Annotated in this window: 23 protein-coding genes; 14 read left to right on the forward strand and 9 right to left on the reverse strand. The window is 69.2% G+C overall.

What is annotated here, in order from left to right; translation table 11 throughout:
• Positions 1 to 423 precede the first annotated feature (423 nt).
• The 7 genes from EJ105_RS17900 to EJ105_RS17930 all read left to right on the forward strand — a co-directional run bounded on the left by EJ105_RS17900 (position 424) and on the right by EJ105_RS17930 (position 6,529).
• Positions 424 to 1,296, forward strand: a complete 873-nt coding sequence (locus tag EJ105_RS17900) for a branched-chain amino acid ABC transporter permease (protein ID WP_168461426.1) — start codon at positions 424 to 426, stop codon at positions 1,294 to 1,296.
• Positions 1,296 to 2,132, forward strand: coding sequence for a branched-chain amino acid ABC transporter permease (locus EJ105_RS17905; protein WP_250167412.1), 837 nt, complete (start codon positions 1,296 to 1,298; stop codon positions 2,130 to 2,132). Before EJ105_RS17900 ends, EJ105_RS17905 begins: the two co-directional genes overlap by 1 nt.
• On the forward strand, positions 2,132 to 2,893 hold the full coding sequence (locus EJ105_RS17910; RefSeq protein WP_169124694.1) for an ABC transporter ATP-binding protein: 762 nt from the start codon (positions 2,132 to 2,134) through the stop codon (positions 2,891 to 2,893). The genes EJ105_RS17905 and EJ105_RS17910 overlap by 1 nt, the downstream gene beginning before the upstream one ends.
• 3 nt (positions 2,894 to 2,896) lie before the next feature.
• On the forward strand, positions 2,897 to 3,622 hold the full coding sequence (locus EJ105_RS17915) for an ABC transporter ATP-binding protein (protein WP_250167413.1): 726 nt from the start codon (positions 2,897 to 2,899) through the stop codon (positions 3,620 to 3,622).
• Between the two features lie 117 nt (positions 3,623 to 3,739).
• Positions 3,740 to 4,912 carry an ABC transporter substrate-binding protein gene (locus EJ105_RS17920; RefSeq protein WP_250167414.1) on the forward strand — a complete coding sequence of 391 codons (1,173 nt, stop codon included), beginning with the start codon at positions 3,740 to 3,742 and terminating at the stop codon, positions 4,910 to 4,912.
• 191 nt (positions 4,913 to 5,103) lie between these two features.
• Complete coding sequence (locus EJ105_RS17925; RefSeq protein ID WP_250167415.1) at positions 5,104 to 5,787, forward strand: DUF2848 domain-containing protein; 684 nt, start codon at positions 5,104 to 5,106, stop codon at positions 5,785 to 5,787.
• A gap of 52 nt (positions 5,788 to 5,839) precedes the next feature.
• Complete coding sequence (locus tag EJ105_RS17930) at positions 5,840 to 6,529, forward strand: GntR family transcriptional regulator (RefSeq protein ID WP_081837477.1); 690 nt, start codon at positions 5,840 to 5,842, stop codon at positions 6,527 to 6,529.
• Here EJ105_RS17930 and EJ105_RS17935 read toward each other — a convergent pair.
• The 3 genes from EJ105_RS17935 to EJ105_RS17945 all read right to left on the reverse strand — a co-directional run bounded on the left by EJ105_RS17935 (position 6,526) and on the right by EJ105_RS17945 (position 9,369).
• Positions 6,526 to 7,848 carry a methyltransferase domain-containing protein gene (locus tag EJ105_RS17935; protein ID WP_250167416.1) on the reverse strand — a complete coding sequence of 441 codons (1,323 nt, stop codon included), beginning with the start codon at positions 7,846 to 7,848 and terminating at the stop codon, positions 6,526 to 6,528. The genes EJ105_RS17930 and EJ105_RS17935 overlap by 4 nt on opposite strands.
• Positions 7,849 to 7,946: 98 nt before the next feature.
• Positions 7,947 to 8,675 (reverse strand): 4'-phosphopantetheinyl transferase family protein, encoded by a 729-nt coding sequence (locus EJ105_RS17940; protein ID WP_250167417.1) that lies wholly within the window; start codon positions 8,673 to 8,675, stop codon positions 7,947 to 7,949.
• Positions 8,668 to 9,369 (reverse strand): thioesterase II family protein, encoded by a 702-nt coding sequence (locus EJ105_RS17945; protein WP_250167418.1) that lies wholly within the window; start codon positions 9,367 to 9,369, stop codon positions 8,668 to 8,670. Before EJ105_RS17945 ends, EJ105_RS17940 begins: the two co-directional genes overlap by 8 nt.
• A gap of 293 nt (positions 9,370 to 9,662) precedes the next feature.
• On the opposite strand from EJ105_RS17945, the gene EJ105_RS17950 reads away from it, so the two are divergent.
• From EJ105_RS17950 to EJ105_RS17965, 4 genes are all read left to right on the forward strand, one after another.
• Positions 9,663 to 10,472, forward strand: coding sequence for an ABC transporter permease (locus EJ105_RS17950; protein WP_029555785.1), 810 nt, complete (start codon positions 9,663 to 9,665; stop codon positions 10,470 to 10,472).
• A 10-nt stretch (positions 10,473 to 10,482) separates the two neighbouring features.
• On the forward strand, positions 10,483 to 11,307 hold the full coding sequence (locus EJ105_RS17955; protein ID WP_024280890.1) for an ABC transporter ATP-binding protein: 825 nt from the start codon (positions 10,483 to 10,485) through the stop codon (positions 11,305 to 11,307).
• Positions 11,308 to 11,433: 126 nt separating this feature from the next.
• Positions 11,434 to 12,846: an enolase C-terminal domain-like protein gene (locus EJ105_RS17960; RefSeq protein WP_250167419.1), complete on the forward strand. Its 1,413-nt coding sequence runs from the start codon at positions 11,434 to 11,436 to the stop codon at positions 12,844 to 12,846.
• A gap of 31 nt (positions 12,847 to 12,877) precedes the next feature.
• Positions 12,878 to 14,071 (forward strand): dihydrodipicolinate synthase family protein, encoded by a 1,194-nt coding sequence (locus tag EJ105_RS17965; protein WP_250167420.1) that lies wholly within the window; start codon positions 12,878 to 12,880, stop codon positions 14,069 to 14,071.
• A 12-nt stretch (positions 14,072 to 14,083) separates the two neighbouring features.
• On the opposite strand, the gene EJ105_RS17970 is transcribed toward EJ105_RS17965, so the two are convergent.
• A complete protein-coding gene (locus tag EJ105_RS17970) occupies positions 14,084 to 14,800 on the reverse strand; it encodes an SGNH/GDSL hydrolase family protein (RefSeq protein ID WP_250167421.1) in 717 nt (238 codons plus the stop codon).
• A gap of 397 nt (positions 14,801 to 15,197) precedes the next feature.
• Between EJ105_RS17970 and EJ105_RS17975 the strand changes: the two genes are divergently transcribed.
• Positions 15,198 to 15,629 carry an OsmC family protein gene (locus tag EJ105_RS17975; protein WP_250167422.1) on the forward strand — a complete coding sequence of 144 codons (432 nt, stop codon included), beginning with the start codon at positions 15,198 to 15,200 and terminating at the stop codon, positions 15,627 to 15,629.
• Between the two features lie 173 nt (positions 15,630 to 15,802).
• Here EJ105_RS17975 and EJ105_RS17980 read toward each other — a convergent pair whose 3' ends face one another.
• Together EJ105_RS17980 and EJ105_RS17985 are read right to left on the reverse strand one after the other, a co-directional pair.
• A complete protein-coding gene (locus EJ105_RS17980) occupies positions 15,803 to 16,819 on the reverse strand; it encodes an LLM class flavin-dependent oxidoreductase (RefSeq protein ID WP_250167423.1) in 1,017 nt (338 codons plus the stop codon).
• 215 nt (positions 16,820 to 17,034) lie between these two features.
• A complete protein-coding gene (locus tag EJ105_RS17985; protein WP_250167424.1) occupies positions 17,035 to 17,553 on the reverse strand; it encodes a hypothetical protein in 519 nt (172 codons plus the stop codon).
• A 208-nt stretch (positions 17,554 to 17,761) separates the two neighbouring features.
• Between EJ105_RS17985 and EJ105_RS17990 the strand changes: the two genes are divergently transcribed.
• Positions 17,762 to 17,956 carry a hypothetical protein gene (locus EJ105_RS17990; RefSeq protein WP_250167425.1) on the forward strand — a complete coding sequence of 65 codons (195 nt, stop codon included), beginning with the start codon at positions 17,762 to 17,764 and terminating at the stop codon, positions 17,954 to 17,956.
• Between the two features lie 3 nt (positions 17,957 to 17,959).
• Here EJ105_RS17990 and EJ105_RS17995 read toward each other — a convergent pair whose 3' ends face one another.
• Positions 17,960 to 20,119: a histidine kinase dimerization/phosphoacceptor domain -containing protein gene (locus tag EJ105_RS17995; protein WP_250167426.1), complete on the reverse strand. Its 2,160-nt coding sequence runs from the start codon at positions 20,117 to 20,119 to the stop codon at positions 17,960 to 17,962.
• Between the two features lie 312 nt (positions 20,120 to 20,431).
• Here EJ105_RS17995 and EJ105_RS18000 point away from each other — a divergent pair, with 312 nt between their 5' ends.
• On the forward strand, positions 20,432 to 21,121 hold the full coding sequence (locus tag EJ105_RS18000; protein ID WP_250167427.1) for a gamma-glutamylcyclotransferase: 690 nt from the start codon (positions 20,432 to 20,434) through the stop codon (positions 21,119 to 21,121).
• A 42-nt stretch (positions 21,122 to 21,163) separates the two neighbouring features.
• Here EJ105_RS18000 and EJ105_RS18005 read toward each other — a convergent pair whose 3' ends face one another.
• Both EJ105_RS18005 and EJ105_RS18010 read right to left on the reverse strand, forming a co-directional pair.
• A complete protein-coding gene (locus EJ105_RS18005) occupies positions 21,164 to 22,141 on the reverse strand; it encodes a helix-turn-helix transcriptional regulator (RefSeq protein ID WP_250167428.1) in 978 nt (325 codons plus the stop codon).
• A 774-nt stretch (positions 22,142 to 22,915) separates the two neighbouring features.
• Entirely contained in the window at positions 22,916 to 23,107 is a 192-nt protein-coding gene (locus tag EJ105_RS18010) for a hypothetical protein (protein ID WP_250167429.1), read from the reverse strand.
• Between the last annotated feature and the right edge of the window lie 235 nt (positions 23,108 to 23,342).

The raw sequence follows: 23,342 nt of genomic DNA on the forward strand, positions 1-23,342 counted from the left end.
TTTTGGCCGACCTGTGACACGCCCTGGCATCGCGAACGGGGATGCAGGGGCGATAGCAAGATCGGGGCCGGAGCCCTGCAGGGCGTCGCCGGGCGCGGAAGGTTGGGCGGCGGGGCGCCGGCCGCTCTGCCGCAGGCGTGTGCAGAAGGGCGCCCGCGCCGAGGGCAGGCGCTGCGCGCGCACCCCTCCCAACTCGGCGCAAGCCCTTGGCGATGCAGCGCACAGGCGGGGAGGGCGCTTGCTGCAATGCAGTGAAATCCGCCTGAAATTTCAGCTTGAAGCCACGCCCAAAATAGCTTTGTATCAAACCTAATCGCTGCCCCGCTTCCGTGCCGTCCACAATCTCCGGAGGGCGACGCCTCAGGCGGAGGGGGAAGGGCAGCGCCCGCGTCACGGCGTACGAGAGGAAGGTTGCCCCGGCCCATGCTCGCGCAGCAGATCGTCAACGGCCTCATGCTCGGGGCCATCTACATGCTTGTGGCGGTGGCCTTCACCCTCGCCATCGGCGTGCTCAACTTCCTGAACTTCTCGCTCCCCGGCCTGTTCATGGTGGGCGGCATGCTCGCCTTCGGGCTGATGAAGGCGGGCTGGCCCTTCCTCATTGCTGCCGCGGGCGCGCTGGCGGCGGCGGCGTTCGTCTCGCTCCTGGTGGAGCGCTTCGCCTACCGGCCCATGCAGGGCGGCGACCCGGAAGTGCCGCTGGTCTCCTCCCTCGGCTTCCTGGTGCTGCTCGAAAACCTGATGCTGATCCAGTACGGCTCGGACCAGCAGGCGTTCCCGGCCCTGCTGCCGGACCTCAACATCCGCCTCGGCGGGCTCGTCATCGGCATCGCGCAGCTCATCTCGCTGGCGCTCTCCCTCGGCCTCGTGGCGTTCCTGTCCTGGTATCTCTCCTCCACCGCCGGCGGCCGGCGCATCCGCACCGTGGCGGAGAACCGGGAGACGGCGCTGCTCATGGGCATCGACATCTCCCGCCTCGTGCCGCAGCTCTTCATCGCTTCGGCGCTGCTGGCGGCGCTGGCGGGAATTCTCTTCGCCGTGAACTACCAGCAGGTGTCGCCCTTCATGGGCGAGGGCGTGGGCTTCAAGGGTGTCGCGGCCATGATCGTCGGCGGCATGGGCTCCATCTGGGGCGCGGTGCTGGGCGGGCTGGTGATCGGCCTCGCGGAGGTGCTGTCCATCTCCTTCATCGGCGCGGACGTGGTGAACATCTCCGTCTACGGCCTCCTGCTCCTCATCCTCATCGTGCGTCCGCAGGGCCTCATGGGCCGCGCCGCCAGCCGGGAGAAGCTGTGATGAGCGGCTATCTGACGGGCGTCCTCGTCGTCCTCGCCTTCAACGTCATCGCCGCCTATGCGGTCTACCTGCCGCTGGCGGCGGGGCAATTGAACCTCGGCATCGCCGGCTTCATGGCCATCGGCGCCTATGCCTCGGCCTTCCTCACCAACGAATATATGTGGCCCATGTGGGCGGCGATCCCCCTCGGCGCGGCGCTGGCGGGGCTGGTGGGCCTGCTCATCGGCGTGCCGGTGCTGCGCACCCACGGCATCTATCTCGCCATGGCCACCTTCGCCCTGGGGCAGGTGATCTCCGCGATCTTCCTCAATCTGGAAGTGGTGGGCGGCGCGGCGGGCTATCCCGTCACCGACTATGCCGGCCCTTACGTGGTCTATGCGGCGGCGGCGGGCGTGGTGGTACTGATGCTGCTGGTCTCCCGCACCCGCTTCGCGCTCTGCCTCACGGCGGTGAAGAGCGACGCGACGGTTGCGGACCTGCTCGGCGTCTCCGTGCGCGGCATGAAGGTCGCGGCCTTCGCGCTGGGGGCGGCGGTGGCCGGCTTCGGCGGCGGGCTCTACGCGCACCATTACAGTTTCGTCGAGGCGCAGCATTTCAACGTGCTGCTCTCGGTCTTCACCGTGCTCTACGTGCTGTTCGGCGGCACGCAGACGGTGTGGGGGCCGCTGGTGGGCGCCGCCTTCTTCACGCTGGTGCCGGAGCTGCTGCGCGCCTCCGACCAGTGGCGCTACGCCCTGTTCGCCGTCTTCATCATCCTGTTCATGGCCGTGCGGCCGCAGGGGCTGGTGACGTCCTCTCTGTTCCGCCTGTTCCGGCGCAAGGCGGAGGCCGCGTGATGTCCGCAGCCCTCGCCATCTCTGGCCTGTCGAAATCCTTCGCCGGCGTGCGCGCCATCCGCGACCTGTCCTTCACCGTGCCGAAGGGCGTCACCACCGCCCTCATCGGCCCCAACGGGGCGGGCAAGACCACGGTGTTCAACCTGGTCAGCGGCGTCTATGGCGTCGATGCCGGGCGGATCGAGGTGAACGGGCAAGACGTGACGCACATGCCGTCGCGCAAGCGCATCTCCACCGGCGTCGCCCGCTCGTTCCAGAACATCCGGCTGATGCCGCACCTCTCGGTGCTGGAAAACCTGCTGGTGGGCCAGCACGTGCGCGCCTCCTCGCTGGGCGCGCTGCTCACCCCCTACCGGCTCTTTCCCAACCACCGCTGGAAGCGCGAGGCACGCGCGGCGCTGGAGGAGAGCGGCCTCGGCCGCTGGGCCGACGAGATGGTCTCCGCGCTGCCCTATGGGGTGCGAAAGCGCATCGACCTCGTGCGCGCGACGCTGGCCGGCGCGAGCCTGCTGATGCTGGACGAGCCCGCCGCCGGCCTCAATCCCAGCGAGACCAATGCCCTGCGCGATCATCTCAAGGCACTGATGGCGAAGGGCGTCACCCTCCTCGTGGTGGAGCACGACATGCACTTCGTGGATTCGATCTGCGAGAACGTGGTGGTGCTGAACTTCGGCGAGAAGATCGCCGAAGGCCCGCTCTCCCGCGTGCGGCAGGAGAAGCTGGTGCGCGAGGCCTATATCGGCACGGACGAGGAGGCCTGAGCCATGGCGCTGCTCGAAGTCTCCGGCCTCTCCGTCTCCTACGGCCGCGTCGCGGCGCTCTCGGACGTGTCGCTGACCGTCAATGAGGGCGAGGTCGTCACCGTGCTCGGCGCCAATGGCGCGGGCAAGTCCACCCTGCTCAAGGCCATCCTTGGCGCGGTACCGGCCAAGGCGGGGGGCATCACCTTCGCGGATGCCGACATCACCCGCCTGCCGCCACACCGGCGCATGGCGGCCGGCGTGGTGCTGGTGCCGGAAGGCCGGCGCATCCTCATCACCCTGACCGTGGAAGAGAATCTGCGGCTCGGCGCCCACATGCGGCGCGACACGGCGGCGGTGGAGCGGGAGATGGCGGCCATCTACGACCGCTTCCCCAATCTCGCCGAGCGCCGGCACATGGCCGCCTCCTGCCTTTCCGGCGGCGAGCAGCAGATGCTGGCCATCGGCCGCGCCATGATGGCGAAGCCCCGCCTGATGATGCTGGACGAGCCGTCGCTGGGCCTCTCGCCGCTGTTCGTCTCCAAGCTGTTCGATCTCATCCGCGAATTGAACACGGAGGGCCTCTCCGTGCTGCTGGTGGAGCAGAACACCGGCAAGGCGCTGAAGGCGGCGCATTCGGCCACCGTTCTGGAACTCGGCCGCGTGGCCATGGCCGGCGCGCCCGACGTGCTCGCGGCAGATCCCCGTTTGCAGGACGCGTATCTCGGCGGCGGGTCGGCCGCCCATTGAACCAGGGTCCGAGGGCCCATGGGCCCTCGGGTCAAGCCCGCGCGGCGATTGAGCGTGCGCACCCGGCGCCGGTCGAAGACCGGGGCCGGGAAACAAAAGCCAAGAGGAGAACGGGACATGAAGAAGAGCGTGCTGTTCGGCGCCGGCCTTCTGGCGGCGCTGGTCGCCTCCGGTGCGGCGCGGGCGGAGGGCGAACTGGTCCTCGGCTACATGATGGCCAAGAGCGGCCCCTATGTGAGCCTCGCCAACACCAATGAGGTGGCCGTCGACATGGCGGTGGAGGAGATCAACGCCAAGGGCGGCATCAACGGCAAGAAGATCAAGGTGGTGAAGTTCGACACCGCCGGCGATCCCAAGCAGGCCACCACCGCGCTGCGCTCCTTCGCGCAGGATGCCAATGCGCTCGCCGTCATCGGCCCGTTCTCGTCCTCGGAAGTGCGCACCACCTTCCCGGTGGGCGAGCGCGAGGGCATCTCGCAGATGTCCATGGCCTCCTCGGCTCCCGGCCTCACCAAGGGCTTCACCTACGGCTTCCGCAACACCACGGACGAGGGCAAGGTCATCGACCAGGTGCTCGGCTCCATCAAGGACAAGAAGCTGCCCATGGCCTCGGGCGCGGCGGCCTATGCCACCGACGACGTGGTGTCCAAGTCCATCGGCACCGTGGTGGTGCCGAAGATGTTCGAGAAGTACGCCATCCCCTCCAAGGGCTCGGTGGACTTCCAGCTCGCCGCCTTCGACCTGTCGCCCCAGGTGGCGCAGCTGAAGCAGATGGCGCCTGACATCGTCGGCCTCGGCTCGCCGCCCGAGGGCGCGGTGAACCTCGCCAAGGAGCTGAAGCGCCAGGGCGTCTCCACCCGCATCGTCGGCGGCACCACCATCGCCGATCCCGAGCTGCCCAAGCGCATGGACGGCGCCGGCGACAACCTCACCATCGGCACCACCTTCTTCCCCGAGGTGAACGACAAGACCAAGGCCTTCACCGCCGAGTTCGGCAAGCGCACCAAGGCCGCCGGCCTGACCCGCACCGACCCGAACCAGATGGACGCCTCGGTCTATGACATCGTCTACCTCTATTCCGAGGCGATGAAGCGGGCCAACGTGACCGGCGACAAGGCGAAGCTCGCCGAAGAGCGCGCCGCCATCCGCGACCAGCTCGCCAAGCTGAAGGACTACCAGGCGCTGGAAGGCGCCATCTCCTTCACCGACGGCGACGCCGTGAAGCCCGTCTACATCCTCGAGGTGAAGGGCGGAAAGTGGACCCTTCTCGACACGCGCACGCCGAACTGACCAGAGCACGCGCCGGTCAGCTTGCATCGCAAGCTGATCGGGCAACGCGTTCCCGGGTTCAGTTTGGAGCGTGGTCCGAGCAGATTGCCCTGCCCGGATCGCGCTCCAGGTTGGCGCGTCGGCCGGCGCCTCCTTTCCTCCCCCTTTCGGAGGCGCCGGTCTTTTCCCTTTTTCCTGAACGAGAGATCCCGATGGGCACGAAGCTCACCTTCACCCTCCACGCCGGCGGCGAGAGCCGCACGGAGACCCTCGCCATCCGCCATGCGGTGATCGCGGGCTGGACCGGCCGCGACAAGGTCGCGCTGGAAAAGCACATCGTGGAGCTGGAGGAACTGGGCGTCGCGCGTCCGGCCTCGACGCCCATCTACTACCGCGTCGCCGCCGCCCGCTTCACCACGGCCGGCGAGATCGAATCCACCGGGCCGGAGTCCTCCGGCGAGGTGGAGTTCATGATCCTTCAGGCCGACGGCCGCCGCTGGCTCGGCGTCGGCTCCGACCATACCGACCGCAAGGTCGAGACCTACGGCATCACCGTGTCCAAGCAGATGTGCGACAAGCCCGTCGCCGCTGACCTCTGGGCGCTGGACGAGGTGCTGCCGCACTGGGACAGCCTGCTCATCCGCTCCTATGCGGTCATCGATGGTGCGCGCGTGCTCTACCAGCAGGGCTCGGTGGCGGCCATGCTGCCGCCGGAGGAGATCATCGCCGGCTATGAGCCCGGATTCTCCGACGGCACCGCCATGTTCTGCGGCACGCTCGCGGCCATCGGCGGCATCCGGCCCGCCGCGCGGTTCGAGTTCGAGATCGAGGACCCGGTGCTGGGCCGGATCATCCGCCATGGGTATGACGTGACCGTCCTTCCCGTCGCCGGCTGAGCGGGGGCAAGGACCAAGACAGAACGACCGGCACCGGTCAGGGAGAGGCGCCATGCAGCTCGATGCGCGCGACGTGGGTCGGGAGATCGCCGAGGATGTCGGGCCACCGCAGGTCCGCTCCCTCCGCGACACGGCCTATGACGTCATCAAGCAGCGCATCATCATGTGCGCCTTCCGCCCCGGCGAGGCGCTGAGCGAGGCGCAGGTGGCGGCCTCCCTCGGCCTCGGCCGCACGCCCGTGCGCCAGGCCTTCGACCGGCTCATGCGCGACGGCCTCGTGGAAGTGCTGCCGCGCAAGGGCATCATCGTGCGCCCCATCTCGCAGGACGAGGTGCGCGACATGGTGGAGGTGCGCCTGCTCAACGAGAGCTTCTGCGCGCGTCTTGCCGCCGAGCGGGCGGATGCAAACGTCATCGCCGCGCTGAAGGAGAATGTGCGCCGGGGCACCGCCGCGGCCGGGGATGGGGACATCACCGAGCTGATGGCCCTCGACCGCGAGTTCCACCTCACCATCTCCGGCGGCGCGCGCAATCCGGTGCTGGGCGAGATCCTGCGGAACCTGCACGAACGGGCGCAGCGGGTGTGGTTCGTCTCCCTGCGCGACGTCGCCCACCACCGCCGCGTGGTGGACGAGCACGCCGCCATCGTCGACACGCTGGCCGCCCGCGACGCCGATGCCGCCGAGCAGGCCACCCGCGCCCACATCCTCTCCTTCGCCGAAAACCTCAACCGGCAGCTTTAGCCAGCGGGCTTGGTGCCCACCGCCCCGTGATGGGGGAAGGTGACGAACAGCTTGCCCTCGGCATCGGCCGTTGCGAGGTCCGCCCGGAACACCGCCAGTTCCTCGGCCGAGAGGCGCGGCTCCAGCCGGCCGACGACGAAGCGCCAGAACCCGCTGCCGTTGTCGAAGGACGGCATGGCCGGGCAAGGCACGAGATCCACAAGGCCCGCAGCCCGCATGCGCCGGTAGAGGCTGGCGTCGGCGACGCCCCCGGGCGACACCATGGGCGGCACCACCTCCACCTTGGCGCGGATCGCATCCGGCAGGTCGGCGCTGAAGACGTGCCGGCCGTCGATGGCGCGGACGATGACGCCCACCCGCCCGCCGGGCTTCACCACCCGGAACAGCTCGGCGAGGGCGCGGTCGGCGTCGCACTCCTCCAGCACCGTCACGCTGTAGGCATGGTCGAAGCTGGCGTCGGCGAACGGCAGGTGCCCGGCATCCGCCTCGCGGAAGGTGATGCGGTCCGACAGTCCGGCGCTTGTGGCGAGGTCCGCCCCCTCCCGCACCATGTAGGGATTGATGTCGCAGGCGGTGACATGACCCGCCCGCCGGGCGGCGATCCGCGCCAGCGCGCCGGAGCCGGTGCCCACGTCGAGGATGTGATCCGCGGGGCCGGGATCGAGGATGTCGAGAAGCGTCCCGAACATGCCGCGATAGCTGGGGCTGCTGGCGCGGTCCTCCAGCAGGGAGACGCCACCGAGATGGGCGCCGCCCAGCCGGATCACGGTGAAATGCGCGGCGAGGCGGGGCAGCGCCGCGTCCCACTGGGTGGGGGCGAGGAAGAGGGGGAACAGCACGAGGGCCGGCCCCGATCCCCTGATGTCGTAGCTGATGCCGGCATGGGCGCCGCTTTCTGCCGCGCGCGTCAGCACGCTGGGCGTGCCCGGCAGATCCCTCAGGGCGTCCACCACCGCGTCCGTGCGGTCGCGCACATGGTCCGCCCATCCCGGCTGCGCATAGTCTTCGAGGACACGCCGGCGACTGTCGGGAAGGGCCGCCGCGATCACTCCGGCGATCTGGGAGGAGGTGCCGCCATCCCCGGCGAGCACCGTCAGGCGGGCGGCGACGGCTGCGAAGGCGGCGGGCTCGCAGCCCACCGGCTCGTGGAACAGCAGGCCCGCGATGCGCGCCGGATGGGCCGCCGCGAAGCCGGCGAGGCTGCCCGGCATCTGCGTCGCCACATGTGCGGCGTCGAGCCCCAGATGATCCCACAGGCCCGCCAGCCGGTCTGCGAGGCTTGCGCCGTGCGCCCCGGCATTGGGTGTTTCGCTCGGCATGGTCCCCCTCCGCGCCATCGAGCCGGATGAAACCGGTTCGTTTAAGGCCATGCTAGCGCATCCCTGCGATGGGTCGACGACGGCCATGCTTCCGGGGCTCAGCCGGCGAGCCGTTCCCATCCCGCTCCGGCGGAGAGGAACAGCGTCGGCGCGTCCACCTCCACGGCGAAGGCGTAGGCGGCGGCGGGCAAAGCGCCACTGCCGGTGAGGAAGGCGCGGCCGGCGCGCACCACGAGGCCGCCGCCTTCGGGCAGGCGCACGCCGCGCGCATCGCCGGCAAGGCCTTCGCCCGTCGCCTTCAGCACCGCCTCCTTGCCGCACCACTGGCGCAGGGCGGATGCGGCGCGACCGGGCTCGGGGAGGGCCGACCAGCGGGCGCGGTCGTCCTCGTGCATGAAATCGGGGGCCAGGCGGGTCCACAGATCGAGACCGCGCGCCTTTTCCACATCGACGCCGATGGTGCCGCCGCGCGCCAGCCCCACCGCCACCCAGCTTCCGGAATGGGTGAGGTTGAAGTCGAGATCCGAGGCGACACCGAGCCCCGCCCTATCGAGCCCCGGCCGCCCGTTCGTCCCGCGCACCACCGGCACGGCGGTGGGGGCGAGGCCCAGGGCGGCGCCGAGCAAGGTGCGCGCGAGGCTCCAGGCGGCGGTGCGGGCGGCGCGGTCGTCCGCCTTCACGTGGCGGGCGATGCGGGCGGCTTCCTCGGAGGGCAGGGCGATGGCGAGGTCGGCATTGGCCACGGCATCGGCGACCCGCGCGATGGCGAGGAGGCTCGCGCCCGGCGCAAGGCGCGCGGCGTCCACCGGCGAAGAGGGCTCAGGCACGGGCGGCGCGCCAGACGGAGAGGGTGCGCTTGAGCAGAGTGAGCAGGCGCGCCTCGTCCTCGCGCACGAAGAAATGGCCGCCGGGCCACACCTCCACCGCCACCGGGCCGGCGATGACCTCGCGCCAGGCATGAAGGCTCGGCTCCGGGGTCCCGGCATCGTCCGCGCCGCCGAGGATCACCGCCGGGCAGGCCAGCGCCGGGCCGGGGGTGAAGGCATAGGTGTCCACCATACGGAAGTCCGCCTTCAGGGCGGGCAGCGCCATGGCGAGAATTTCGGGGCGGCGGAACAGCACCTCGGGCGTGCCGCCGAAGCGCTTCAGCTCCTCGATGAGCGCGGCATCGCTCATCAGGTGCCGGTCCTGCCGGGGAAACGGCAGATGCGGCGCGGCCCGGCCGGAGAGCACCAGCCCAGCCACGCTGACGCCTTGGCGGGCCAGCGCCCGCGCCATCTCGAAGGCCAGCAGCGCGCCCATGGAATGGCCGTAGAGCACCACCGGCGCGGGACGGTGGAGGAGGGGGGCGGCGATGTCCTCGGCCAGCGTCGCAAGGCTCGCTGGCACCGGCGCACCGTGGCGGCTGCCGCGACCGGGCAGCTCGGGGCTGTCCACGGTGGCAAGGCCCAGGAACGCGGCCTTCCAGGTGCGGTAGAGCACGGCGGAGCCGCCGGCATGGGGCAGGCAGACGAGACGCACGGCTCAGGCGTCCCCATTCCGGGGCAGTCTCGCCCGTGTGTCTGGACAGCGACGCGGCATCGTGGAAGCCTCCCTTACCGAGATAAGCGGGAAAGGGCCGTCGGCTCAAGGCTTTCGCTGCAGTGCGGCGAAGATGCGGAAGAAAATAGGGCTCTCGCGCTACCGCGGTGCCGCCTTGGCGGGGCCGGATGGGCTTGACAACGGACGCGCCGGGAAATGTAATTCACTAGTTAGTTAAAACGGGACCGCAGAGTCCCGGCCGGGCTGAAACGCAACCTGAGGGAGGAAGCCGCATGGCGTCGCCGCGCCACAGGAATCCCGTGCTCGCCGTCATCGACGCGCCGTGGGCGCGGCCGGTGGGCCTGCTGGTGATCCTCATCGCCATCTGGGATCTCTCGGTCCGGATCTTCCAGATCCCGGCCTATCTCATCCCCACCCCGTGGGACGTGATGCTCGCCTTCCGCAACGATGGCGCCATGCTGGCGCGCGAGGCGGTGCCGACCACCATCGCGACCCTTGCCGGCTTCGCCCTCTCGGCGGCCATCGGCATTCCGCTGGCTATGCTGATCGCGGGATCGCGCACCATCGAGGCCTATCTCTACCCGCTGCTGGTGTTTTCCCAGTCCATCCCCAAGGTCGCCATCGCGCCGCTGTTCGTGGTGTGGTTCGGCTTCGGCATCGTGCCCAAGGTCATCTCGGCCTTCCTGCTCGGGGTGTTCCCGGTGGTGGTGGCGGGGGTGCAGGGCTTCAAGTCCGTCGAGGCCGACATGCGCGACCTCGCCCGCTCCATGAAGGCCTCGCGGCTCCAGACCTTCGCCATGGTGAGCCTGCCCCACGCCATGCCGGCCATCTTCGCGGGCCTCAAGGTGTCGGTGACGCTGGCGGTGGTGGGCGCGGTGGTGGGCGAGTTCGTGGGCTCGAATTCGGGCCTCGGCTTCGTGCTCCAGCGCTCCATCGGCAATTTCGAGCTGCCCACCATGTTCGCCGCCCTCATCGTGCTCGCCCTCATCGGCGTGGTGCTGTTCTGGGTGATCGACCTCGTGGAGCGCCTGATCGTGCCGTGGCATGCGAGCCAGCGCCATGATGCCTTCGTCACCGTCTGAGGAGGGCGCCATGGCCAGACCCAACACCCTGCGCGTGATCGCCCGCAACGAAGGCCCCTCGGCCCGCCGCCGTCTCATCGACATCCGCGGCCTCGCCAAGACCTACCGCACCCGCGACGGCGAGGTGCCCTCGCTGAAGCCCATGGACCTCGACATCACCGAGGGCGAGTTCATCTGCGTGGTCGGCCCTTCGGGCTGCGGCAAGTCCACCTTGCTGAAGCTCGTGGCCGGCCTCATCCCCGCCTCGGCCGGCGAGATCCTCATCGACGGCAAGGCCGTGACCGAGCCGCCGGATGACGTGGGCATCGTGTTCCAGAGCCCGGTGCTGCTCGCCTGGCGCACGGTGCTGCGCAACGTGATGCTGCCGGTGGAGGTGCGCCGGCTCGATCGCGCGAGCCATCTGGAGCGCGCCCGCCAGCTCCTGAAGACGGCGGGGCTCAACGGCTTCGAGAACAAGTATCCCTGGCAGCTATCCGGCGGCATGCAGCAGCGCGCCGCCATCTGCCGGGCGCTGGTGCACGACCCCAAGATCGTGCTCATGGACGAGCCGTTCGGCGCGCTCGACGCCATGACGCGCGAGAAGATGAATCTCGAACTCCAGCGCATCCAGTACGAGACGGGCAAGACCATCATGCTCATCACCCATTCCATCCCCGAGGCGATCTTCCTCGCCGACCGGGTGGTGGTGATGACCGACCGGCCGGGCTCGGTGGCCGCCATCTATGACGTGCCGCTGCCCCGCCCGCGCGCGCTGGACATGATGGCGAGCCCCGTCTTCGCCGAGCTCGCCAAGACCATCCGCGGCCACTTCTACGCCCAAGGCCATCTGGACTGAGGTCTCAGGCCATCGTCCCGGTCGCGACCGGGACGATGGGGCCTCGCTCAAACGCCGCGCGGGCTTAAGCGCGGCTTCGCTCAAACGCCGCGCGGGCTTGAGATCCGCAGGACAGAGAGGACGAACATGCCCTTTCCGCGCATCACCATCCGCGAGGTGGAGATCGGCGAGCGGCTGATGCCCTTCGTCCGCCCGTTCCGCTTCGGCCCCTCGGTGGTGGAGACGGCGCCGCAGGCCTTCGTGAAGGTGGCGGCTGACGTGGAGGGCTTTGGCCCCGCCACCGGCATGGCCGCCGAAATGATGATGCCGCGCTGGTTCGACAAGGCGCCGGCAAAGAGCCCCCTCGACACCGTGGACGATTTGCGCCGGGGCCTCGCCCAGGCGGCCCGCATCTACGCCAATGCGCTGCCCTCAAGCGCCTTCGGCCTGTCGGTGGCGGCGCGGGCGCCGCAGCTCATGTGGGGCCAGCGCGAAGGCGTGCCGCCGCTCGCCGCCGGCTTCGGCCCGGCGCTGCTCGACAAGGCGGTGCTCGATGCGCTCCTGCGCGCCATGGGCCTTGGCCTCGTGGCCGGCCTCAAGGCCAATGTGATGGGGCTCGACGGGCGCCTCTCGCCCGATCTCTCCGCCGGGCAGATCGGCGCCTTCCTCGCTGCGCTTGTGCCCGCCCCGGCGGTGGCGCTGCGCCACACGGTGGGCCTCATGGACCCCCTCGACGGCCCGCACGGCCTCGCCGCCGAGATCGCCGCCGCGCGCCTCGCCTTCTTCAAGATCAAGATCGGCGGCGACCTTGCCGCCGACATCGCCCGGCTGGAAAAGATCGCCGCCATCCTCGCCGCCTCCGCCCCGGGCTATGTGGCGACGCTGGACGCCAACGAGCAGTACGATCCCGACCGCCTCATGGCCCTCGCCGAGGCGTTGAACGGCCCGCGCCTTGCCGCCTTCCGCGCCCGGCTCCTCTACATCGAGCAGCCGTTCGACCGCGCCCAGACCTTCGCCGCGCCCCTGCCGCGGCTGGATGGCCTGCCCGTCATCATCGACGAGGCGGACGATGCGCCGGACGCCTTCCCGCGTGCGGCGGCGCTGGGCTATCGCGGCGTCTCCTCCAAGAGCTGCAAGGGGCTCTACAAGGCCATCCTCAACGCGGCGCGGGTGAAGGCGTGGAATGCGGGCGGGGCGCGCGCACCCTTCCTCATCTCGGCGGAGGATCTCACCTGCCAGCCGGGCCTCGGCATCGAGCAGGACACGGCCCTCGTCGCCGCCCTCGGCCTCGCCCATGGCGAGCGCAACGGCCACCATTATGTGGACGGCTTCGGCCCGGCGCCGGAGCGGGAGGCCCGCGCCTTCTTCGACGCCCATCCGGACCTCTATGCCCAGCGCAACGGCCGGCTCGGCCTCGATGTCTCGCGCGGGCTGCTGCCCACCCGCAGCCTGCTGGAGGCGCCCGGCTTTGCCCGCGCCGCCGAGCCCGACTGGAAAAGCCTCACCCCCATCGCGCCGGCCGCGGTGCCCGAACCCATCCCGCACGGGACGCTCGCCTGAGCGCCCGCGCCGCCTTTTCAGGATCGCCACCATGAACGAGCACGCCCGCGCCACCGCCCTTTCGCTCCGCCTGCCCGTGGCGAGCGGGGGGCTGGAGACCTTCCGCCTCTCCGCCCCGCGCGACTATCCCGCCCGCGCCTCCGGCCCCATGAACCGCATCGCCTTCTCCGCCGCCCATGTGGTGGCGGACCCGCTCAAGGATTGCGACCCGTGGCTCGACGCGGCCATCGACTGGGACAGGACCATCGCCTACCGCGCCCGCCTGTGGGACCTCGGCCTCGGCGTCGCGGAAGCCATGGACACGGCGCAGCGCGGCATGGGGCTCGACTGGCCGACCTCGCTGGAGCTGATCCGCCGCTCGGTGGAAGCTGCGAAGGCGCACGGGCCGGAGGCGCTGGTCTTCTCCGGCGCCGGCACCGACCATCTCGCCCCCGAGGCGGCGACCTCGCTGGACGACGTGATCCGCGCCTATGAGGAGCAGGTCGCGGCGGTGGAGAAGGTGGGCGGGCGCATCATCCTCATGGCCTCGCGCGCGCTGGCTCGCGTGGCGAAGTCGCCGGAGGATTATGAGAAGGTCTATGCCCGCGTGCTGTCGCAGGTGTCGGCGCCGGTCATCATCCACTGGCTCGGCGACATGTTCGATCCCGCGCTCGCCGGCTACTGGGGCACGCGCGACCTCGACGCGGCCATGGACACGGCGGTCGCCGTCATCAACGCCAATACCGCGAAGATCGATGGCGTGAAGATCTCCCTCCTCGACAAGGACAAGGAGATCGTCATGCGCCGCCGGCTGGACCCGGCCGTGCGCATGTATACGGGCGACGATTTCAACTATGCGGAGCTGATCGCGGGCGATGCGCAGGGCCATTCCCACGCGCTGCTCGGCATCTTCGACGCCATCGCCCCGGCGGCGTCCGCTGCCCTCACGGCGCTGGCGGCGGGGGACACCGCGCGCTTCCACGACATCCTCGGGCCGACGGTGCCCCTGTCGCGGCACATCTTCAAGGCGCCGACGCGCTTCTACAAGACGGGCGTGGTCTTCATGGCCTATCTCAATGGCCATCAGAACCATTTCACCATGGTGGGCGGGCAGGAAGGTACCCGCTCCACGCTCCACCTCGCCGAGCTGTTCCGCCTCGCCGACGCGGCGGGGCTGCTGACTGATCCGGGCCTTGCGGTGACGCGCATGAAGGCGGTGCTTGCCGTGCGCGGCGTGGAGGGCTGAGGCGTCGCTGGATCAGCGGCACGCGGCCGAGAACAGGCGCGCCCGCCACAAGAGGGCGCCGGCCCGGCTCGGATGGATGCCGTCCGTGGTGGAGACCGATTGCGGCGCCGGCACCACCACGGCGCCGGTCTCGGCGCCGATGGCGCGGATGGCGGCGTTCTGCTGCGCCACATAGGTCTGGTCCAGCATGTCCGCATAGGGCGAGCGGCCGTGCTCCACCGGGTTCACCTCCACCAGCACCAATTGGCTGCCGGGAAAGCGGGAGATGATCTCACGATAGAGGGTCCGCCACTCGGCGATGGAATGCTTCGGCTTCACCGCATCGTTGGCGCCGATGGCGATCACCACGCGGGCGGGCTGCAGGTGGGCTTCCAGCGATCCGGCGCGGGAGACCAGATCGTCGATCTTGTCGCCGGGCACCGCGGCGTTCAGCACCTCTTCCCCGCACAGGCTGCGCGGAGCGGCCTGATAGGTGATGCTGTCGCCGATGGCGAGCACCGGGGCGTTGCTGAAGCGGGCGCGCACATCCGCTTCCAGGGCGATGCGGGCGCGCAGGGGAATCTGATGCAGGGCCAGCGCCGCCAGAGCGGCCGCGCCACCGGCCACCGCGAGCGCCATCAGCCAGGGCCTGAGGCGCGCCCGCTGGCGCTGCGAGAGAGCGGGGACCAGCTTGCGGAGAGAGGGCAGGGTCCGGCTGCCGGCGTCGGGCCGGCCGGGATAAAAGCTCATCGGGGCTTCACCTTTCATCTGGAAGGCAACGCCCGGAACACCCTTCGGTGTCCGGTCGCAGCGTCGGGTGCCGCCCCTCGCTGTGTGGTCCGAACCAAGGTCCCTCTTTCCAACACTCCTCTTTCTCCCCGCCGCGCCGCAGCGGGCCGGAGACAGGCGCCATTTTCTCCCTCCGCATGTCGCAAATTGGACCGCGCCGCGGCTTTTGATGTCACGGGTGTGAAGAAGTGTTTCCGGGTTGCGGGCATCAGAAATGAACGTTTTGGCCCCGTCCGGCGTTCCTCCCTCCGAAGACACTGTGAAGCCCAAGCGCCCCAGGCACCGAAAGCCTGAGCGCCGCAGGCCCTGCAAAGCCCAGGCGCAGCTCTGCGCGGGCCATCAGAGCGAGGAGACGACCATGGCGATCGTGCGCAGCGGTTCGGCGGAATGGAGCGGTGGCATCAAGGACGGGCGGGGCAAGATCTCCACCGAGAGCGGGGCGCTGGCCGGCTTCCCCTACGGTTTCGCCAGCCGCTTCGAGGGCCAGCGCGGCAGCAACCCCGAGGAACTGCTCGGCGCGGCCCATGCCGCCTGCTTCACCATGGCGCTCTCCCTCATCCTCGGCGAGGCGGGCCTCACCGCCACGCAGCTGGAGACCACGGCGAAGGTGTCGCTGGAGAAGCAGGACGCCGGCTATGCCATCACCCAGGTGGACCTCACCCTGGTGGGCATTGTGCCCGGCGCGACCGCCGAGCAATTCGCCGAGCTGGCCGGCAAGGCCAAGGCCAACTGCCCCCTGTCCAAGGTGATCCGCGCCAACATCACGCTCGACGCCCGTCTGGAGGGGTGAGGGGCACGCACGACCGCTCAGGAGCCGTCATCGCCCGGCTCGTCCGGGCGATCCACGGTTGGGCTGGGTCGGGTCTTCGGGCATCGCGCAGGCGGACGGGCGGATCGCCCGGACGAGCCGGGCGATGACGGGCGGAGAGGGATGGCGGCGCAGGGGCGGGCCAACCCGTCCGCTCACACCGCCGCCGCCGCCGCCTCCACCTCCGCCAGATGTCCCGCAACCTCCGCGATCATGCGGTAGGAGGCGAGGCGCTTGTCGTGGTCGAACACGTCGGAGACCACCATCACCTCGTCTACCCCCGTCTCGCGCACGAAGGCGGCGACGCCCTCGCGCACGCGGTCCGGTCCGCCGATGACCGAGCGAGCGAGGAAGCGCTGGGCCTGCGCCTTCTCCATGGGGGTCCAGTAGTCCTCGATGTCGTCGATGGGCGGCTTGGAGAGGCCGCGCGCGCCGCGGAAGATGTCGGCCACCGACATCTGCTGGGTGGTGGCGAGGCGGCGTGCCTCCGCGTCGGTCGGTGCGGCGATGACGTTCAGGGCGGCCATGGCATAGGGCTTGGCGAGCACGTCCGAGGGCTTGAAGCGCGCGCGGTAGATTTCCAGCGCGGGCAGAAGGTCGGCCGGGGCGAAGTGGGAGGCGAAGGCGTAGGGCAGGCCCAGCGCCGCCGCGAGCTGCGCGCCGTAGGTGCTAGAGCCGAGAATCCACAGCGGCACGTTGGTGCCTGTTGCCGGCACGGCGAACAGCGTCTGGCCCGGCTGGGCGGGGGCGAGATAGGCCTCCAGCTCCTGCACGTCCTGCGGGAAGTTGTCGGAATTGGTGAGGGAGCGGCGCAGCGCGCGCATGGTCATCTGGTCGGTGCCCGGCGCGCGGCCGAGGCCGAGGTCGATGCGGCCCGGGAAGAGATGCTCCAGCGTGCCGAACTGCTCGGCGATGACGAGGGGCGCATGGTTCGGCAGCATGATGCCGCCCGCGCCCACCCGAATGCGCTTGGTGCCCGCCGCGATATGGGCGATGACCACCGCCGTGGCGGCGCTGGCGATGCCCTGCATGTTGTGATGCTCGGCCACCCAGAAGCGGCGATAACCCCAATCTTCCGCATGGGCGGCAAGGTCGCGGGCATTGTCCAGGGCCTGGCGGGGGCCGAACCCCTCCCGCACCCGGACGAGATCAAGAATGGAAAGCTGGGCCATCAACCGCCTCGTCCGCCCCCGAACGACATATGGCCGTGAGATAGGGAGCGCGGGGGCGAAGCGGAAGGGGCGGCGCCGTCCGCCGGCGTCACGGCGTGGCGTCACCACGGCGCCTCGCCAGGCGGTCCTGAACGCAGCGCGACGTCCGCCTGGCGCCGGGAGCGCACCGCGCGCAAGCGCCAGTCGGGCAGTGGTTGGACTTCAGTCCGACGCTCCTATCGGTTCGACGACTCCTGAATTTTGCATGTGCCACCGCTTATGGTGACGCATATCTGTATCGCTCTTGCGCTGGCCGACTGGACGTTGTTCTTGGCCCATGCGGCGCCGCAGTGCTTCCTGTCGGAACTGAGAGCAAAAGCTTTAGGACCCTTGCCCTTCATGTATTGACGGTAAATGGATAGGCACGCGGCAGTCAGAGGCTGACTTCCGGGGTTTTGGACAGCCGGCCCCGGATTGGAAGCGGTGCACTTTTTGAGATAAGCCTCACGCTGGGAGGTTCCAGCGTAGGCCCGGTTGGCGTCAACGCGCAGGCACCAAGAGTAGTGCACGTTATAGTCCGTCGAGAAAACGCCCGCATGCAGGTTGCCGGTGTTGCACTTGGGATTGGAGCGCACCAGCTGGACGTCGTGAATGGCTTTTGACGCGTATTGATTGCAGAAACTGGGGGTTTCCGCGTAGGCGGCGCCGGATGCGCAGGCGGTAAGAGCAATAACAAGAGCCTGGCGTGACAACATTTCCATTTTCTCCGGTCGGCCGGGAACCGGACCACGTTGGGTGCGAGAAAATGAGGCCACCCCCGACGTCAACCTCAACCTTCACCTTATGGATTTGGGTTCGGTTTTCAACGGACAGGCGCAGCCGTTGTGCGCGTCATAAATCGACAGTTCGGCATAAGCGGTGGAGGTGTTCGCCGGTTCGGCCCAGCCGCGCGGCGCGTTCCGCATGAACATGGACGCGAACGACGCGCTGGAGACCGCCCGCGTCTTCCCCGACGCGACGCTGTTCGCCGCCCATACGGACGGCTGGGTGCACTTCATGGAGAGCGCGGAGCGCCTCGCCGCGGCCTTCGCCAGCCTCGGCGTCGGGCACAGGCTGGCGGCGCCGGAGCCGGGGCGGCCCGTCGCCTTCGTGCTGTGAGCGTCAGGTCCCCGCCGGGCAGATGGGGGCGGTGACGATGGTGCGCAGGCCGGGGGCGTTCTCCTCGTCGGCGAGCACGCCGTCGAGGCCCTGCACCATGGCCTTGATCATGATGGTGCCGAAGCCCTGCCGCTCGCCCACCTTGCCCCCGCCGTGGTCGGCGACGATGAGGCGGAAGCGCTCGCGGTGCTGCTCCAGCGCCACCCTGAGCGGGCCGGGGGCGCCGCCATAGGCATATTTGGCGGTGTTGAGCACCAGCTCGGTCAGGATCAGCCCCAGCCGCACCGCGCGGTCCGCCGCCATCAGCACCGGCGCCACATCGAGCATGATGTGGGCTTCCCATTCCTTGCCGAGGGCGCTCGTCACCTCGCGGGTGAGGTCGATGAGATAGCGCGAGAGGTCCACCGCCTCCACCTGCTCGCCGGCATAGAGCTGGCGATGCACGAGGCCCACCGCGGCCACCCGCCGTTCGGCCTCCGTCAGCGCGGTCGCCGCCTCGCTCTCGCCGAGCCGGCGCGATTGCAGGCGCAGGAAGGAGGAGACCAATTGCAGGCTGTTCTGCACGCGATGGTTCACCTCGCGCATCAGGAAGTCCTTGTGCTGCAACAGCCGCTCGTTCTCCACCACGGTCAGGGAGAGCTGGCGGTTGAGGTCGCGCACGCGCCGGTTCTGGCGCGCCTGCAGCACGGCGTGGCCGAGGCGGTTGATGGTCTCCACCTCCGCCAGCGACCAGACGCGCGCCTTGCCGCGCACGGTCTCGCTCCACGCCTCGAACGAGGCGCGCGGGGTGAGCAGGGTCGAGGGATCGGCCGCGCCATCGCGATGCGGGTTGCCGGCCCAGTTGACCACCTCCACCTGCTCGGCGCGCAGCCACAGCAGCATCAGCGGCGTGTCGCCGGGGATGCTCACCGCCGCGACGCCGCTGGCCAGCGCGGCGAACTCGGCGGCGGCGGGCAGGAGGGAGGGCAGGGCATGGGTGCTGAAGGCCCGCGCCTGCGCCTTGCCCTCCGCCCAGCGCGCGATGCGCCTGAGCGCCGTCTCGTCCGGGCAGCGGCCGGATGCGCGGACGCGGTCGGCCTCCACCACGGCGAAGCCGTCGGCGCCCAGCGCCCGGCGCAGATCGTCGCCGTGGCGGGCCAGCACGTCCTCCACCGGAGCGTCGGCGGAGAGATAATCGGCGAGGGAATCCTCGGCGCCGCGCAGCCGGATGCGGTCGCGATACTGCATTGCCTCCTCGCGGGCGCGGATCTGGCGGGCGAGGTTGGCGGCCAGGGACTGGCAGGCCATGCGCAGTTCGTAGGGCAGGCGGCGCGGCGTGCGGTTATGGCAGGCGACGAGCCCCCACAGCACCCCGTCCTTGACGATGGAGACCGAGGCCGAGGCGCCCACCCCCATGTTGCTGAGATACTGGATGTGGATGGGCGAGACGGAGCGCAGCATCACGTCGGACAGATCGAGTTCCGCGAGCCCGGCCTCGGCCGGACGCAGCGGGGCGGGCTCGTAGGCCACGTCCGGGATCACCCGCACGCGGTTGCGCACATAGAGCGCGCGGGCCTGCCGGGGGATGTCGCTGCCGGGGAAGTGGTGGTTGAGGAAGGAGCTCATCTCCTTCGTCTTCGCCTCGCCGAGCACCGTCCCCGCCTCGTCGTCGAGGAACTGGTAGATCATCACCCGATCGAAGCCGGTGATGCGGCGGAACACGGCGGCGGCTTCTGCACACAAATTGCGCAGGTCCGGCGCGCGCTCAAAGCTCACAAAAGCGGCATCGAGCCCGGCCAGCACCTCGGCGGCGCCAAGCCGCACCTCCGGCGCCGGCTCCAGCTCCACCAGGATGCCCTGCGGGGCGCGGTGCAGCAGCACCTCGAAGGTTTCGGCGCGCCCGGCGACGAGGCCGAGGCGGGTGACGCCGTTCTGCGGCGCCTCACGCAGCGGCGCCGACAGATCCTGTCCGAGCAGGGCGTCGAGGGGGGCGCCGAGCCAGTCCCCGGCGAGCCGGCCTTCGATGTCGCCGGCGCCGCCCACCACCGTGCGGGTGCGCGGGTCGGCCACGAGCAGAAGCCCGTGCGGCTGGATGGAGCCCGGAATGTGGATCGGCTCGCGGTCGCAGGCGCCGAGATCCGGCGTGGTGCGGGGCGCGGTGCGGCTGGCAGAGGCATCATTCATGCGGGGCAGTTCGCGCTCGTGCTCGCGGCGCGGGCGATCCCGCGCCGATGATGGACCGGAGCCGGCCGCGCCCCCCGGCGAAGCCCCCGATGCCTGCGTCCCTCGCCGGCGGTAACCGAAGGCGGTGGACGCAGTTTGTTCTCTGTTCATCGCACGGCATCTGCTGCCAAGCCAAATGCCAAGCCGCGGCAGAGCCGCATTCTCCCTCACATATCGCGCCGAAGGCGTGCCATGCCGTACCCGGGGAAGGCGGGCCGCCCGTGGCGGGCACCCATGGGAATTGGCGCGGTTCCTGCTTAAATAGGGACAGCCATGAAGATGCATTCTCTCACCCGCGAACTCATCGAGGCCGGCGGCATCGACGCGCTGGTGGCGCGCGACGCGCCGGACCTTGCCGTGCTCACGGAGGCCGAGCGCGCCGCCTCCCTCAACGTCACCCTGGCGGCGCGGCCGGAGGGGCCGGCCTGGCTGTTCGCCTACGGCTCGCTGATCTGGAACCCGACCGTGCGGGTGGAGGAATGCCGCGTCGGCCGCATCGACGGCTGGCACCGCGCCTTCTGCCTGGAGACGGTGGTGGGGCGCGGCTCGCCGGCCTATCCCGGCCTGACCCTCGCCCTCGATGCGGGCGGCGACTGCACCGGCGTCGCCCTCCGCCTGCCCGAGGAGGGGCTGGAGCACGAACTCTCCCTGCTGTGGCGGCGGGAAATGCTGGCCGGTGCCTATGTGCCGCGCTGGCTGGAGGTGAGCGATCCCGCCGGCGGGCACATCGGTTGCGCCATCGCCTTCACCATGGACCGCACCAACCCGCATTACGCCGGCGGGCTGAGCGAGGCAGAGGTGGTGGACCGGCTCGCCAATGCCCAGGGCGCCATCGGCTCCGCCGCCGACTATCTGTTCGCCACCTGCGAGGGACTGGCCGGGCACGGGGTGCGCGATCCCGCCCTCGACGCGCTCGCGGACGCGGTGCGCAAGCGCCGGCAGGCGCAAAACTCGCAAGGATAGCGCCGGAAGGCGCTCTAATCCTAGGATGACGCCGGAAGGCGGTCAGCCCGCCTGGCTGACGTCGGCCCGTTCGGCGCGGGCGACGCCGGCGGCTGCCTGGTTGGCCTCGGTGCGGAAGGCCGAGGGGGCGCGGCCGAAGGTGCGGCGGAACAGCCGGTTGAAGGTGGCGATGTCGTTGAAGCCGGCCTCGAACGCGATGTCCGACACCTTCTTCCCGGCATTGACGGGATCGAGCAGGGCGGCGCCCGCATATTTCAGGCGCGCGGCGGTGATGTGTTCCCGCAGGGTGGTGCCGTGCTTCTGGAACATCTTCTGGAGCGTGCGCACGTTGAGCTTGTAGCGCTGCGCCACCTGGGCCACGCCGTAATCCTGCTGGCGGCAATTGGCGGCGATGTCGGCGAGGATGTCGCGGAAGAGATGGTCGCCGGCGGGCGTGCTGCCGAGCTCGTACTCGCGTGCAACCGACATGAGCGCGAGCAGGCCGGCCTCGCAGGCCCGCGCCAAGGCCGGCGGCAGGTCGCGCCCGACGATGCACTGTGCCTGCGTGATGAGCAGTTCCACCGACGCATCCGGCGTCGTGGACAGCGCGCTGCCGCCCGCGGCCGCCGCTCCGGCGCCCGGCGAGCGGTCCGGGGCCGCCACCAGAATCACCGACCCGGCGGGGAAGTGGATGTCCGCGCCGCGCCGTACCGTTGCTAGGAAGGGCACGTTGGCCGGGATCGGTTGTGCAGGGCCCTGATCAAACGCGATGGTAGAGGATTCGCTGGCCCGGCCCGCCAGAGTTAGCGGCAGCTCCAGTGCGGTCATGCGCAGGGCGCCCAATTGTGGCGCCTCCGCACAAATAATGGCCACATTCGGTAACAGCGTCTGACGCACGGTTAACCGCTTGTTAACCGCCTTGACCTTGGGCAGGACCGCATCGCTACCTTGCAACAGCGCGCGATGAGACTGTGAGTTTGACGCAGAGCAATCATGAATACTCAAATATTGCGTCTGCGAAATCTTTTGAAATCCCTCCATGACTGGCCGCCACGCCTCCCTTGACGGGCGCTACAACACGGCAAACAGAGTCTAAACGCAATCCGCGCTACGACGTTACCGGTAGTTCTTCTATCTGCGCCTGAGCTGTATGGTGGTTGCAGGCAACCACCAAATGCCGGATTTATGGTTAAGTCATTGAATTTAATTCATAAATCGAACTATGGCAGAAGTGCAACACCTCACGCGAATATGAAGAAGTTCGCTTTTTGAGCATCGTTGATTCGCGTGCTGCGGAGAGGCGATTGCAGACGCTGGGTAAGTTCGCGTCAGTTCGAGGAGTGTGAGAATCGCTCCACAACCGACGGTCGCAGATTGTGGCGGTCAAAACAGGTTCAGCCGGCAGAGGGTTCCTCCTGTCGCTGCATGTTGGGGGTGAAGATGGTCAATACGGGCGGCACCATCCTGTCTGGCGCGAATGTTCGGTCTTCCGCGAAGGGGGCATCCGTAACCCGCGGCCGGGCACGGGCGCTTCTCCTCAGCTCCGCACTGGCGACGGTGCTTGCGGGCGTCATTCAGCCGGGAACGGCGAATGCGGCTGATCCGTGCGTGGGCAATGCCGGCAGCAATCCTACGTCGATCACCTGCTCGGGCGGTCCTGCAGCGCAGGGAGCGGCGTTCACGACCAAGAATAATGTGACGGTGACGTCCGACGGGACCACTAACATTACCAGTGGCGGATTGTCTGTTACGGCCAAAGAAACCACGTTTATTGGATCATTCGGCAAGGACATTACGGCCAATGGTATGGCCGGATCATTCACGGGCGGAAATAACGGCATTCGCCTCGATGCGGATGGCGGCATTACGGATGGCAGTGTCCAGTTCAATAACTTCTCCGGATCTGCCCACGGAACCACTGGAAACGGAATTTACCTGCGCGGCGGATCGATCCAGCTGAACAATTTCAGCGGAACCGCAACGGGTGATAGTGGTGATGGCGTTCATGTTGAGGCCGGCGCACTCGGCTCCATCTCAGCAAACAGTTTCTCAGGAACTGCCACGGGCAGTGTCAATGGAATTTCGCTAAATGCTGCCGGTGTAATTCCGGGCAGTACAGCCATCTCTCTGAATAATTTCAGTGGCACGGCGACCGGTGGCACCGGCACCGGCATTCTTCTCTATACGAATGTCGGCAACATCAGCGTCAACAACTTCACTGGTACGGCGACCGGCGGCGATA

The sequence above is a fragment of the Xanthobacter aminoxidans genome (assembly GCF_023571765.1).
Classification (GTDB): domain Bacteria; phylum Pseudomonadota; class Alphaproteobacteria; order Rhizobiales; family Xanthobacteraceae; genus Xanthobacter; species Xanthobacter aminoxidans.